Source organism: Labrys neptuniae, assembly GCF_040797145.1.
Lineage (GTDB): Bacteria > Pseudomonadota > Alphaproteobacteria > Rhizobiales > Labraceae > Labrys > Labrys neptuniae.
The window spans coordinates 82105-96185 of the sequence record NZ_JBFNQD010000008.1; the positions used below are offsets into that span (position 1 = coordinate 82105).

General features: G+C 63.6%; 10 protein-coding genes. 3 read left to right on the plus strand and 7 right to left on the minus strand.

Annotated features, from left to right (window positions below; translation table 11 throughout):
• Positions 1-26 precede the first annotated feature (26 nt).
• Complete coding sequence (locus ABXS05_RS21790) at positions 27-893, minus strand: LysR substrate-binding domain-containing protein (protein WP_149252110.1); 867 nt, start codon at positions 891-893, stop codon at positions 27-29.
• Between the two features lie 208 nt (positions 894-1101).
• On the opposite strand from ABXS05_RS21790, the gene ABXS05_RS21795 reads away from it, so the two are divergent.
• Both ABXS05_RS21795 and ABXS05_RS21800 read left to right on the plus strand, forming a co-directional pair.
• Positions 1102-2019, plus strand: coding sequence for a DMT family transporter (locus ABXS05_RS21795; protein ID WP_367625378.1), 918 nt, complete (start codon positions 1102-1104; stop codon positions 2017-2019).
• A 156-nt stretch (positions 2020-2175) separates the two neighbouring features.
• Positions 2176-3498, plus strand: coding sequence for an alpha/beta fold hydrolase (locus tag ABXS05_RS21800; RefSeq protein ID WP_367625379.1), 1323 nt, complete (start codon positions 2176-2178; stop codon positions 3496-3498).
• A 234-nt stretch (positions 3499-3732) separates the two neighbouring features.
• On the opposite strand, the gene ABXS05_RS21805 is transcribed toward ABXS05_RS21800, so the two are convergent.
• Both ABXS05_RS21805 and ABXS05_RS21810 read right to left on the minus strand, forming a co-directional pair.
• Positions 3733-5268, minus strand: coding sequence for a bifunctional metallophosphatase/5'-nucleotidase (locus ABXS05_RS21805; protein ID WP_367625380.1), 1536 nt, complete (start codon positions 5266-5268; stop codon positions 3733-3735).
• A 181-nt stretch (positions 5269-5449) separates the two neighbouring features.
• Entirely contained in the window at positions 5450-5881 is a 432-nt protein-coding gene (locus ABXS05_RS21810; RefSeq protein WP_367625381.1) for a hypothetical protein, read from the minus strand.
• 199 nt (positions 5882-6080) lie between these two features.
• Between ABXS05_RS21810 and ABXS05_RS21815 the strand changes: the two genes are divergently transcribed.
• The gene (locus tag ABXS05_RS21815; RefSeq protein ID WP_367625382.1) at positions 6081-7625 is read left to right on the plus strand and encodes an anti-phage dCTP deaminase; all 1545 of its coding nucleotides are present in this window, start codon (positions 6081-6083) and stop codon (positions 7623-7625) included.
• Between the two features lie 191 nt (positions 7626-7816).
• Here the strand turns inward: ABXS05_RS21815 and ABXS05_RS21820 are convergent, their stop codons facing one another.
• The 4 genes from ABXS05_RS21820 to mprF form a co-directional block, all read right to left on the minus strand.
• Positions 7817-8959 carry a helix-turn-helix domain-containing protein gene (locus ABXS05_RS21820; RefSeq protein WP_367625383.1) on the minus strand — a complete coding sequence of 381 codons (1143 nt, stop codon included), beginning with the start codon at positions 8957-8959 and terminating at the stop codon, positions 7817-7819.
• 56 nt (positions 8960-9015) lie between these two features.
• Positions 9016-9732: a hypothetical protein gene (locus ABXS05_RS21825; protein ID WP_367625384.1), complete on the minus strand. Its 717-nt coding sequence runs from the start codon at positions 9730-9732 to the stop codon at positions 9016-9018.
• A 326-nt stretch (positions 9733-10058) separates the two neighbouring features.
• Positions 10059-11408 (minus strand): virulence factor family protein, encoded by a 1350-nt coding sequence (locus tag ABXS05_RS21830; protein WP_311944422.1) that lies wholly within the window; start codon positions 11406-11408, stop codon positions 10059-10061.
• Positions 11408-14077 carry a bifunctional lysylphosphatidylglycerol flippase/synthetase MprF gene (gene mprF / locus ABXS05_RS21835; protein WP_367625385.1) on the minus strand — a complete coding sequence of 890 codons (2670 nt, stop codon included), beginning with the start codon at positions 14075-14077 and terminating at the stop codon, positions 11408-11410. The genes ABXS05_RS21830 and mprF overlap by 1 nt, the downstream gene beginning before the upstream one ends.
• Between the last annotated feature and the right edge of the window lie 4 nt (positions 14078-14081).

The following is a 14081-nucleotide window of genomic DNA, read 5'->3' on the forward strand; positions in this document are numbered from 1 at the left end:
CCGTGGCTCGATCAAGAGGGGCCTGCCTAGGCCGCCAGCGCCTCCTGCTGCAGCACGGTTTCGCGCAGGAAGGTGGCGAAGCGCTTGGTGGCGACGCTGGCATTGGCGGGCACGACCAGGGCGATGTCGAGATGCGGCAGCTCCGGAAAGCCTTCCTCCTCGCCCAGGCGGCGCCATTCCTTGGGAATGGAGGAAATGCCGAGAATGGTGATGGCCATGCCGGCATTCACGGCCGAATGGATGCCCGGCATGTGGCTGGACGTGTAGGCGATGCGCCAGGGCTTGCCCATGGCGTCGAGGGCGGCGAGCGCGTCCGGCCGGCAGCGGCAGCCTTCGGGAAACATCGCGAGCGGCAGGGGATCGATCAGTTCGGGCCGGTGGTCGCGTGCCGCGCACCAGGCGCGCGGCTCGCGGCGCAGCACTTCGCCGAGCGGGCGGGCGGGATCCTGGGTGATGATGGCCAGATCCACCTCGCCGCGCTCCAGCATGGGCTCGAGGCGGAAGGAGAGGTCGCAGCGCATTTCCAGCTGCACGCGCGGGAAGCGGCGGGAGAAGGCGCCGATCAGCGGCGACACCATCATGTCGACGAAGTCGTCGGGCACGGCCAGGCGCACCCGGCCGGCGGCCTCGTCGCCGCCGATGGCGGCGAGCGCCTCGTCCTCCAGGCTGAGGATGCGGCGGGCATAGCCGATCAGGATCTCGCCGGCGAAGGTCGGCGTGACGCCCTTGCGCGAGCGCTCCAGCAGGCGCTTGCCGATACGCGCTTCCATGCGCGAGACGATGACGCTGACGGCCGCCTGCGTCTTGCCGAGGGCGTCGCCCGCCGCGGTGAAGCCGCCACGGTCGATGATGGTGACCAGCGTTTCCAGGCTGTCCGTATCGAAATGCCGCATCGGGATAGATCCATAAGGAAATGAAATCCTGCCATAAGATACATTCGTTTTCGCTTATGTGAAGCGCGGCTTATCCTGGCAGCAAGTGACGATCCGGAAACAATTGAAACACCGCCTTTGTCATGTCCGGCAATGACAAAGGTCGAGCCAGTTCGATCCGTTTGTCCGTCGACGAGTCCAAGTACGAGTACCAGCCCCCGAGCCTGCCATGAGCGACATCGCTTCCGCCCCGCGTCCGGCCAGCCTGCCCGCCCTCGATTCCGTCGGCCTGGGCGCCATGATCGCCTCCGTCCTGGCGATCGCCTGGTCGCCCATCCTGATCCGCTTCGCCGATGTCGCGCCGGCCGCTGCCGCCTTCTGGCGGCTGGTGTTCTCGCTGCCGGTGCTGTTCGTCTGGGCCGAGGCCGAGAGGCGGCGGGCCGGGCGTGGCAGCATGGCATCCCTGGTGACCCGGCCGGGCCTGGTCGCGGCCAGCCTTGCCGGCGTGGCCTTTGCCGCCGATCTCGCCTTCTACCATGCCGCCTTGCCGCTGACCTCGGTGGCCAATGCCAGCTTCATCTCGAACCTAGCGCCGGTGGCCTCTGTGGTCGCCGGCTTCGTGCTGCTGCGCGACCGCATCCGGCCGGCGGTGCTGGGGGCTCTCGCCATCGCCCTGGTCGGCGTCGCCATCACCAGCGGCGCCCATCGCACCGGCCTGACCATGGGCAGGGGCGATCTGCTGGCCCTCGGCGCGGCGCTCGCCTATGCCTTCTATCTCGTCGCCCTCAGGGTGGCGCGCAACACGCGCCTGGCCGCCGATGCCTCGCTGGTTTCCACCGTGGTCGCGTCCATCGGCCTCATCGCCATCGTGCTGGTCGAGGGCGGCACCTTCCTGCCGCAGTCGCCGCAGGGCTGGGCCGTGGTCATCGGCCTCGGCCTGATCTGCCAGGTGCTCGGCCAGGGGCTGAGCGCGGTCGGCATCGGCCGGCTGCCCGCCGGCGTGGTGGCGATCATCCTGCTCTCGCATCCGGTGCTGTCGGCCATCATCGCCTATTTCGTCTTCGGCGAAGCCCTGAGCCTCGACCAGCTCGTCGGCGGCGTGCTGATCCTGGCCGCCGTGATGATGACGCGCATCAACATGAAGTGATGGGCCTACGCCCAATCGCGGACTCGACAGCACATCGAGCCGGGCATACCTTACCTTAGGTCGCGTCGACGCTCATGGATTGCAATCCGGTCCATGAGCGACGGTGCGGCCTGAGGCATGCGAAGCGGTGGGCCGTTGCATGCTGTTAGGTGATGCATGCGTTTGTTCCTAGCCCTGTCCGCCCTGATGATCCTCGCGCAACTGCCGGCCGCCGCGCAGGCCGCCGCCCCGCAGGACGTCGAGGACCCCATCTTCGACGATGTCAAACTCTACCGGCCCGCCGACAAGCCGGCCAATGTCATCGTGCTGCTGTCCGACGCCGACGGCTTCGGCCGCGACGAGGACACCCTCGCCAGCGAATTCCGCCAGCGCGGCGACCTGGTGATCGGCCTCAACTGGCCGACCGCGCGGCGCACCGCCGGCGGCCGCCGCCGCATGACCTGCCCCGAACTCGCCGGCCATATCGAGGACACCACGCTGCGCATCGAGCGCGAGCAGGCGATCGCGCCCTATGTCACGCCCGTGCTGGCCGGGGCCGGCCTCGGCCGCGATGCCGCGCGGTCCCTGGCCCTGCAGGCCGACAGCCATCGCATCGCCGGGGTGATTGCCGTCCACACCACCACGATGAGGCCCGATACGATCTCGGCCTGCGCCATCGACAAGGCGGCGCTGGCCAGCGCCGACGTCTCGGCGGCGACCACCGCCAGTTTCATGGCCCTGCGGGAAATCGAGGATGGCGACGAGAGCGCCGCCGAGGAGGCGGCCGAGGCCCTCGGCAAGGATGCCGGCCCGCATGGCCCGGGGGATCTCTCCGACCTGCCGCTCTATGTCTCCGAGCCCGCCGAGCCGGCGCATCGGCTCGCGGTGGTGCTGACGGGGGATGGCGGCATGGGCCAGCTCAACGTCGACCTCGCCACGGCGCTGACCCGGCGCGGGGTCGGCGTGGTCACCATCGATTCCAGGCGCTATTTCTGGGCCAAGCGCGATCCGGGCGAGGTCGCCACCGATCTCAAGCGCATCATCAAGCATTACCGCGCCGCCTGGCCCGTCGATCGGGTGGCCCTGGTCGGCTATTCCTTCGGGGGCGACGCGCTGCCGCTGGTCTATAACCGCCTGCCCAAGCGTATCAAGAGCATCGTCGCGGTGGTCTCTCTCTTATCGATCGCGCCGGCGACCGACATGCGGGTGGAACTGAGCGACGACGACTATCCCAACGAGATCGCGCTCCTGCCCGAGGCGGCGCGCATCGATGCGCCCAATGTCCAGTGCATCTACGGCCAGGAGGACCGCATGGCCGCCTTGGCCTGCCCGGCCCTGGCCAAGGCCCGGCCGGATTTCGCCATCCTGCGCGAGGCCGGCGGCCACGGTTTCAGCGGCGATGCCGAAAGGCTGGCCGACATCATCGTCGCGCCCCTGCTCTCCGCCGATCCGGTGCCGCGCCAGGCGAGGGCCGGCATCGGCGCTAATCACGGGCATTGAGAGCGGGGTGTAGCGCGCGGATGTCCTCGTCCACGGGCGCTGATCAAGGGATGGAAGGCTCGACACCCGCCACCCCTTCGCCCCGTTTACGGGGAGAAGGTAAGGATGAGGGGCTGCGCGACCTCATAAATGGCACGCTCGGCGGAGCCCCTCACCTCTATCCTCTCCCCGTAAACGGGGCGAGGGGGCTCATATGTCGAGCTTTATCTCCAAATGCCTCATCTCGCCCCCACCTCAGCTTTCCACCCTGATCCGCCCGCCGACGCCGGTGGTGAGGGTGCCCTTCTCGCGCAGATAGACCATCACCTCATTGGCGAGCAGCTTGCCGTCGGTCGCCCCGATCAGCACCCGCCCGCGGCCGATGGCGTCATAGCCGTCGCCGCCCGCCAGCATGAAATTGTTGGAGGCGACCTTGTAGCGCTTCTGCGGATCGAGCGCCTCGCCGTTGACGCTGACCGAGGCGATGCGCGTGCCCACCGGCGCCTTGGCGTCCACCACGATGGCCAGGCCCGAGACCTGCGGGAAGCGGCCGGCATAATTCTCCAGCTGCGAGACGCCGTTTTCGAGCGCGGCCTTGATATCGGCGCCCTTGAGCTCGACCAGCACGCTGGTGTTGCCGAAGGGGAGTTCGGAGAGGATGTCGCGCCGGGTCAGCCGGGCCCCGGCCGGATAGAGCTTGTTGGCGCGGATGCCGCCGCCATTGATGATGGCGCAATCGGCGCCGGTGCGGGCGCGGATGGCATCGGCGATGAGATCGCCCATGGCGGTTTCCTGGGAGCGCACGCTGGCGGTGCGGCTGTCGAGCTCGACGGCGGTGGTGGCGATCACCACATCGAGCTCGCGCGAGAGCTCGGCCTCGAGCTTGTCGACGGCGGCCTGCACCTCGGGGTCCGCCTCGACCGACAGGCTGTCATGCACGCGAAAGCTCGGCAGCCAGGCGATCTTGCGGCTCTTGCCCTCGCCGCTCGCCGTCGCCACGAAATCGATGGCGGTGACGAAATTGCCCTCCTCGTTGGATTCCACCATCACCGTGCGGCCGTCATAGCTGATGGCGAGGTCATGGTCGTGGCCTGACAGCAGCACGTCGACCAGCCGCGAGCGCACGATCTCATTGTCCATGGCGCGATCGGTATGGGCGACGCAGACGATGAATTCGGCGCCCTGCCTGCGCAGGATCTCCACCTCGCGCTTCAGCGTCTCCAGCTCGGGCGCGAAAATGAGGTCGCCGCTCTGCGACATCTGGGGCGTCGCCGCCAGGGCCAGGCTGGTGACGCCGACCTGGATGCCGCCGAGCTCGTGGATCGAATTGTCCTTCATGCCGGGGACCGGGCTGCCATCGGCCCGGCGCATATTGGCGGCGTAGAAGGGAAAGTTCGCTTCCCCCATGCGCTTGAAATAGACCTCGGTGCCGAAGTCGAACTCGTGATTGCCGGGCACGAAGATGTCGGGCCGGATCATGTTGGTGAGGGCGACAATGTGCTCGCCCTGGTCGAAGCCCGACATCAGCGAGGGCGAGAAGCAATCCCCCGCATGGCAGAACAGCATCGGCACGCCGCGGGCGCGCTCGGCCTTGACCACGGCCGCGAGCTTGGCAAAGCCGCCGCGGCCCTTGGTGTCGCCGGCCTTGTAGATGTCGTTGACGAGCAGCAGCGAGAAGGTGGTGCCGGCAGGCGCCGCCTCGGCGGTCTCGGTCGCGCCCGACAGCATGGTGACGGAAAAGCCGGCGGCAAGGCCGAGGCCCAGCGTCTGGCGGCGATTGAGACGAGGCATGGCGGGCATCCCGAAAGGCGGTGGAAGGGGGAAAGTTCCACAGGGATGTGACGGGGGCAAGTCGGGAGGGAGAGATTGGGGGCAGCCGGCTATGGTGAGGCCGTGAAGCACTGGTTGCAGGCGTTGGTTCGACGCCATGAAATGGGCATTCAAAAAAATGGCGCGGAAGATCGTACCAAACTTACGTGGATTTACGCTCCCACGAGACCTCAAGTGTACGCAGAATGCCACTTGGCAGCGCCTCCTGCCCAGGAAGCACTCTGAACGTTGCCGTGTAGAATGAAGGCAGGGGTACCAGCGCCTTAATCTGCGCCTTCAGCCATTCGCTTAATGCATCGTATTCCGGGACAATGCCGCCATGACCGGGGTGCGTCTCAACAGGTTCGATGCCTAGGTGATATCTAGCCTCCCAATCCCTATAAATTGCCCAGGCCCGAAGTTCTCGTTCCATGAACTCGGCCGTCACAGGGCAGAGTCGAAAGTCGTGCGTATACTCGACTATGTCATCATTAAACACTGACTCGAAGTGGTGTGGGACACCGTCCAGATCGGCTGTGCCGGATCGAATGCCATCATAAATGTCACCGATCGTATGAACTTTCTCGAATTTCATGGTTCCTCAATATACTTAATTTGAGATAAATAATAGTAAATTAAAAATTATTTATATTTATTTTCCTTAGTTGAATGCACTGTCGCCGTAACCTGGATCATCGCGGCGAGCTGGAAGCCGCCGTTCTACTGATGCGATTCCGACAATTGACGATTCGCTACCATTGCTTGATGTTTCTTGCGAGTGGGAGGAATAATAAATGGCGATACAGACGATTAAAATTGCCAGGCCGTCACGGATGGCAAAGAACGACAATGCTACATCGACCATCGAAATCCCGGCTACAAATGAAGAACGGCGTACGTCAGAGCTCGTCGTAGCGCTGGTAGGCGCAGTGGGATCAGGTGTCTCCACAACCGCTACCGCGCTAGCTGAATTACTTGAAGGCGAGTTTGGATACTCGGTTGATACCGTCAAGGTCAGCAACATCATCAATGAGAAGGTCGGACTCGTTGAGCACAAGGTTGTACCGGCGGATGACCCCGAGCGGATACATAAACTTCAGCAAGCAGGGTCGGCGCTCCGCCGACGCTTTGGGGAGGATGTGCTTGCAAACTTTTGCATCGAGCATATTCATTCGGGCCGAGACGAGGAAGATACGGCAAAGGTTCGGCGTTACTGCACCATTATCGACTCTCTGAAGAACCCAGGCGAGGTTGACCGGCTTCGGACAGTTTACGGCGACCTTTTCTGGCTGGTCGGAGTTTTCGCGCCTGAAGAAGTGCGCATATCACGACTGAAGGCGGCTACGCCAAATAGCGCCTACATTCAGCTTATCAGCGATCAAGATTACGACGAGGGGACGGGACACGGCCAGTCGGTCAAAGATACAATGAGCTTAGCCGACATGTTCATCCGCAATGACGCGCCGAACAAGGTGCAGCTTCAAGCAGCGCTTGAGGCCTTTCTCGACCGGATATTTGAAGTAGGGGTTAGCACTCCCAATACGGACGAAACCGCTATGTTTTCAGCGGCGAGCGTCGCGATGCAATCTGCCTGTCTGTCTCGTCAAGTAGGTGCGGTTATCCAGAACCAGCATGGCGATCTCGTTGGACAAGGTGCGAATGATGTCCCGAAGTTTGATGGCGGGCTTTATTCCTCCAATCTCCTGCCGGCATTGGACCATCGCTGTTACAACTGGAAAAATAGAATCTGTCACAACGATGCCGAAAAGGATGCAATCTTCGATCAGATTGCCAAATTTGCGCGGGAGACATTCAAGGAGAGCTCGGAAGACGACGTGAAAGAGTTTCTCAAGAAGGTTCGAAAATCGCGTGTAAAGGGGCTTATCGAATTTTCTCGCGCGGTCCATGCGGAAATGGCAGCCATTGTATCCGCTGCACGAGACGGCCTAGGGCAGGTGCGTGGTGCGACACTCTTCACGACGACGTTTCCGTGTCACAATTGCGCTAGGCACATAGTCGCAGCGGGTATCCGCAAGGTCATCTACATCGAGCCTTATCCGAAGAGTCTAGCGCTCAACCTGCACAATGATGCCATATCGACGAATGAGAATGATGAAGGCAAGAAGGTCGTGTTCTTGCAATACCAAGGAGCTGCGCCGCGCAGCTTCTCTAGGATTTTTAAACCGAATCCTGTTAGAAAACGAGAAGGTGGCTTTGTTCAACGATCGCGAAAGACGGCTATGCCGTTTGCAGCACCGCCCGTGGACTCGTTAGTCGCCCGGGAGGAAATGGAGCTTGTGCGCCTATTGAAGGAGATATCTGATGGCCAAGAAGCCTAGTGGCATACAGATGGAAATGCTCCTCCCCATCTCGGGCAAGTGTGTGACCGTTGCCCCTGCGCCGAAAAAGACACCAAGATCGTTAACATACGAGAAAGTTGTCGAGTCTCTGCGGAAAAAGGGCCTTACAAAGGCGATCAGTCACAAGTAGGCTCCGCTTGTAGGTTAAAAGCCGTTCTCTGTTTCATGGCTTACTTCCGCCGCGGCAGTGGTATGATCTCACCGAGCTTGCCGGATGTCCCATCTCCATGAGGTGATGGCGCCGGCTTCAACTTCACGACGCGAGCTGGCTCCTGCAACAGCCATCCGGACGGAAGACCCGTCAGGCTTTCAACATCGTGTGCAAATAGAGGTAGATCCCTCCGCAGCTCTTCCTTCGATAACCCGCCATCCTCTACTACGGCCCGGAATACATCGGCGAGCAGTGTCGGCTCCTGAAGCGGCCAAACGTCGTCGTATGGCTCAGATCCGGAATAGCCCTTGGCGCTGTAGCTCTTATACAGGCGCGTAGCCTTTTCCCCGTCGATGATGTCGAGACGTTGGAGCCGCATGATCTGCGCTTTGATGGACACCCGCCACCGTACCTTCAAACGTTCCAGCTCCCATATCGTGGCGTTGGTGACCTCTGCCGAGAACTGGCTAGCAGGCAGTAGCAAGGCCGAGGCGAACCGATGAGCCTGGTCCTCAATAAGCTTGAAGTTCTCGCTTAGCTCGTCTTGCGACACCGCACGATGCAGCAGTAGATGACCCAGTTCGTGCGCTGCATCGAACTGTCGTCGCGCGAAGGACTGCTTGTCAGTGGCGAGCATGACATATGGGCGACCGTCGGAGCCCCATCTACTCAGGCCGTCCAACTGCGAGGTCTCCATCGTCTCGCTGGCCACCACCACGCCAACTTGCTCTAGTAGCGTCACGATGTTGGGAATCGGCCGTAGGCCGATGCCCCAATGGTCTCTCGCTGCCTGAGCAACCGTTTCAAGATCCTCGTTCCGCAGGCTCCGATAGCTCACCCCGTTTAGAAAGTCCGGCAAATCGACTTCGGGAAGGAATGCGTAATGAGCGGCAACGGCGGTGATGTCCTCCAGCCAGGACAGTCGGGTTAGCTGGATCAAACGGTGAGCCTTCAGTGCGCTGACAAGGGAGCGGAAGAAGGTCGTCCCACCATCAATGCGCGGCGATAGAAAGAAGTCGACGGGGACTGCCAGTGCTTTTGACAATTCTTCCAGCGCCGGACCCTCTGGAGCCGTTTCTCCGTCCTCCCAGCGAATGACCGTGCTGGGTGCGCGCGCAAGCATGTCGGCGAGGGCCTTGCGAGAGGTAATTCCTCGCGCCAACCTTGCCTCTGTGAGCTTTCGCCCATCAAATCCTTGCACACCGCTACGCAATATACTCAGCCCTCAGTCTGGTCGGAATCCGTCCCAGCAATCGTGTCCTTGAAGCTCTTGGTGACCCGCCGCAGCTTGACGCCGTGCTTCGGTTTCTTCCGCGATGCTCCGTAGCCTGCGAGAAACTCTTCGATCTTCTCCAGCACGATGAATTGCTCGACCTTGGTATTTGCCACGCCCACTGAGATCGAGGCGAGCTTTCCAATGGCGAAGGGATCTCTTTGAACCATTATGAGAACAAAGCGTTCACGATCCGTGAAGCTCTCTCTCGAACGAAACAGATCGTCATCCAGGCCCTTATTCTGGCTGCAAAGCGCCGACCGCGTGGCATTCTTCACGGGAGCGTCATATGCGTCCCGGTGCGACGCAAAGCCTACTAACGTACCGTTGAAGCGGGCGGTCGTCAGATAGACGGGAAGTTCCCGTATTTTGCCCTTTCCGAACTCGACCGGCACCCGGCTGATGAACTCGCCGCCGTTTCGTATAATGGCGTCCTCAAACATTTGGTCCAGGAACTGATGCCTGACCAGACCCACAGCTTTTGACTGCCGCTTGCGGGACAACAAGACCCCGCTGGTCGTTTTTTCCTTCGACGCCAAGATGGATTCCTCGGCCTGCTGGGCTGCAATCGGGAATTGCTGCTGAACGTCAACAAACAGCGCACGGGGTACGTCACGCCGGATACCCTCCAAGATGTATGCCTGCTGTTCGTCATCTACCATCGGTATCTCCGTGAACAGTAAAACCAGAATTTGCATTCTGGTGGATTTGTGTCACGAAATTTTGCACTTTGCAATCGTCGTAGCGCTCACCGTCGCTCTTTTCCCCACTACGGTGGTGTGGCGTCTCAATGACCATAATCGACTTGGAGCCTATGCTGTCGCGCAAATCTATCGGCGCTTAATTTCAGGTGAGCACCTACGTTCAAGCGTGTAGTTGGTGCGCCACCGTTCGGCAGGCTCGAAAGCGGCTTGCTCCTTGCCGAAAGCCTCCCGCTAATGGGCGGATTCCAGGCCCCGCTCCCCGCGCCACCCCACCCCCCACCCCCCTACTTCTTCAACCGCTCCAAGATCGCCCGCGCCACCGGCTCGTAATTCCCGTCGAAATGGTGCCCGCCCGGCCTCTCCACCAGCGTGGCCTTGCTCATTTCGGGGAAGACGCAGGCCGTGCCGTTCTCCACCACTTCCTCCTTGCCGTAGAAGCACATGGTCTTCTCGAAGGGCAGGCCGGGCAGATAGGGCTTGAGGTCGACGTCCGAGGAGGAGGCGACGCCGAGCCAACCGGAGACGGAGATCTCGAAATCGGCGGTCGGCTCCAGGCCCAGCATGGCGAGGAGGTTGATCTTCTTCTGCATGGGCGGCGGCAGCTTCTGCCAGACGAAGGGGATCACGTCGGCGCCCAGGGAATAGCCGATCACGGCGACGCGCTTGGCGCCCCACAGCTTGGTGTAGTAGCCGATGATGCGGGTGAGGTCGCCGGCGATGACATCAGGCTCCTTGGTGCTCCAGAAATAGCGCAGCGAGTCGACGCCCACCACGGCGACGCCTTCCTTCTGCAGGATCTCGCCGATGGTCTTGTCGATGTCGCGCCAGCCGCCGTCGCCGGAGATGAAGATGGCGAGGCCGGTGGGCGGGCCCGAGGCCGGCAGTTCCACCAGGGGCAGGTCGCCGAGCTCCTGGTTGGGCGGCGCGCCCATCTCGACGGCGGCCTTCACCGCGGCATCGACGAGGGCGTCCGGCCCGCCATCGGCGACGACGGACTGGGCATCCTTGGTGCCGGCGACGAAGGCCTGGGTGGTCGCGTCAGGGGCGGCGGCGCCGACATAGGTCCAGCGTCCGGGCACCTTGGCGAGGGGCTTGTACTGCCATTTGCCGTCGGCCGCCTTGGAGACGGGCGCGCCCTCGCACATGCGGAGCTTCGAGGCCATCTCGTCGGAAAAGCCGGTGGAGACGGCGCCGGCGGCGGTGTTCTCGGGCGCCTGGGCAAGATTGATATAGGCGAAGGTACCGCCCAGCGTGCCCAGCCCCATCACCACCGGCCAGCGCCAGGTCTGCATGCCCAGTTGGCGCTGCGCCTCGCGGGCCGAATCCTCGATGTCGCCGAAGGCGTAGTGGCAATCCTCCTCGTCGCCCTTGGCGAGGCCGTCGATGAAGGCCTGGCTGTCGATCAGCATCACGGCGGCGCCCTGGTCGACCAGCTTGTCGGCCACGGCCCGGTAGGCCGGCGTGAGCCCGTCCTTGTCGGAGAGCAAAGCGACGAATTTGGTGGGCTCCTCCTCGGGGGCGAGCACGGTGACGGTGCCGAGGATCTCCTCCTGCACCTTCACTTCGCGCGGGGCCGCCAGGGCCGATGCCGTCGAGGCCAGCAGGGCGAAACAGAACAAGGCGATGCGGCGCATCAACTGGCCTCCTCGGGCAAAGCGCGTCTCGGGCTCGAAGCGATCAAGCCGGTAACATCCATGAGAATCTGCGGTAGGGCCAGGCCACCCGGAAAGGCAAGATATTTCGGGCGCCAATCCGGCTTGAACTTGTCCTTGTAGGCCCTGAGGCCCTCGAAATTGTAGAAGCGGTCGCCGCGCTTGTAGACGAAGGAGCCGACGCGGCTCCACAGCGAGGCGAGACGGTGGCGCGGCAGGCCGGAGAGCGGCGCCATGCCGAGATTGAACCAGGCGAAGCCCTCGCTCTTGGCCTGGGCCAGCAGGCCGATGAAGAGGAGGTCCATCATGCCGGCCGGGCCCTGCGGCAGATAGCGCATCAGGTCGACCGTATATTCTTGGCGGTCGGCGCCGCGCCAGATATTGGCGAAGGCGACGATGCGGCCGTCCTGGCGGATGACGGCCTGGTCGTAGCGGCGGATATAGTCGGGCGACCAGAAGCCGAGCGAAAAGCCCTTCTCCTTGTTGCCCTTCTCGTCGAGCCAGGCGTCCGAGACGGCCTGCAGCTCGGGGAGGATGGCCTCGACCTCGGTCGCCGGCACGATCTCGAAGGAGGCGCCGGAGCGCTCGGCCTTGGCGCGGGCCTGGCGCAGGCGCCGGCCCTCGCTGCCTTCCAGCGTGAACTTGTTCAGGTCGACCCAGGCCTCCTCGCCGAGCTTGGCGAGCGAAAAGCCGGCGTCGAGATAGGCGGGCAGGTGGCCGGTGGTGACCTGGTAGAACACCGGCGTGCCGCCATTGCGGTCCACCAGCTCCTTGAAGCGCCAGACCATGGCGTCGACCTCGTCCTCGGGCGCCACCGGGTCGCCCATGGCGATCCAGCTGCGCCCCTGCACGCCATACATGGTAAAGCCCTTGCCGCTGGCCGAGAGCAGGAAGCGCTTGTCGCCGAGCAGGGCGAGATGCGCATCCGAGCGGGTGGAATCGCTGATCAGCGGCACCAGCGTTTCGAGTTCCTCGGGCGTGGCCGGATCGAAGGCGGCGCGGCTGGGATGCATCAGGATATAGGCGGCGATGCCGATGGCGACCACGGCCATGGCCAGCGTGGCGCGCAGGAAGCGCGGGGCGTCCGCATTATAGGCGAAATCCCACCACAGCTTGTGCTGGTAGTCGACATTGGCATAGGCGAAGAAGCCGAGCCAGATCGTGGCGCCGATGGCGACGACGCAGGCCAGGATCCACTCGAAGGAGGGCCTGACCGAGAACAGGTCGGCCTGGCGGTAGAACTCGTCCTTGTAGAGCACGAGCAGGCCGGCGACGATCGAGCAGATGATGGCCTCCTCGATGTCGAGGCCCTTGAATAGCGCGAAGACGGCGCCGGCGACCAGCAGCAGCACCGCGATGCGCTGGGCGTTGGCCATGCGCCGGACCAGGCCGTAGGAGATCACCAGCAGGACCAGGCCCGAAATGCTGCCGGCCAGCTGCGAGACCTCGACGAAGGGCAGCGGGATCACGCCGCGCAGGATGGCGATGCGGTAATGTTCCTCGGGCGTGGCGCTGGAGAACAACAGGATGACGCCGCCGATGAACACCGCGATGCTGGCGGCTCGCGGGATGATCGGCCGGGCGATCTCGTGGATGGTCCTGGCGATCCGGCCCACCGATTGCCGGCGCTGGCGGATCTCGTAGCCGCCGAACATCAGGCAGGCGATGGCGAAGGGAATGACGTAGTAGACCAGGCGGAACAGGATCAGCGAGACCAGCATGTCCGCCGCCGGGATCTGCGGCTGGGCCAGGATCAGGGTGGTCTCGAACACGCCGACGCCGCCCGGCACATGGCTGATGACGCCGAGCACCGTGGCGACGGCGAACACCGCCAGGAAGCTCATGAAGCCGGCATCGGGGCCCGCCGGCATGATCAACCAGAGCGCGCCGGCGGCCGCCACCGTGTCGAGCAGGCCGACCAGGATGGCCCCGAGCGTCGCCCCCGGGCCGGGCAGGGGCATGGCGTGCTCGCCGACCCTGATCGTGCGCGGGCGCAGGGCCGAGACGATCACCCAGATCGCGACCCCGCCGAGCACGGCAAGGCCGATGGCGAGGTTGAGGCCGGGGGCGAGCCCGTCCAGCGGAGCCAGCACGGAGGGCTGGAACAACAGGCAGATCGCCGCGACCGTGGCGATGCCGAGCCAGAAGGTGAGGGTGGTCAGGGCGCCCACGGCCAGGATCAGGCTCGGCTTCACGCCGTGCGACTGGTAGATGCGCCAGCGCACGGCGCCGCCGGTGAGCACGCCGAAGCCGAGCGTGTAGGTGAAGGCGTGGCTGATGAAGGAGGTGAAGGCGATGATCGGCAGCGGCACCTGCCGCGCCCCGACATGGCGCAAGGCGAGCAGGTCGTAGCCGATCAGGGCGCTGTAGGAGAGGGCGGTGGCGAGGAAGGCGAGCGCCACCTGGCCCCAGGCGATGCGCGACAGCGCATTGTTCACCTCGGACCAGGTGATGCCGGAAAAGATCTGGTAGAGCGCGGCGGCGGCGATGGTGAAGATGGCGAGACCGACCAGGAGGCCGGCCTTGCTCCAGTCGATGCGCCGGAGCAGCCCGGTTTTCGGGCGCTCGGCCGTCGGGATGGCGGCCGCCGGGACCTTGGGACCGTCGTCGCGCGCCACGGCGCGGTCGAGCGAGCCCACCACTTCAGCCATGCCC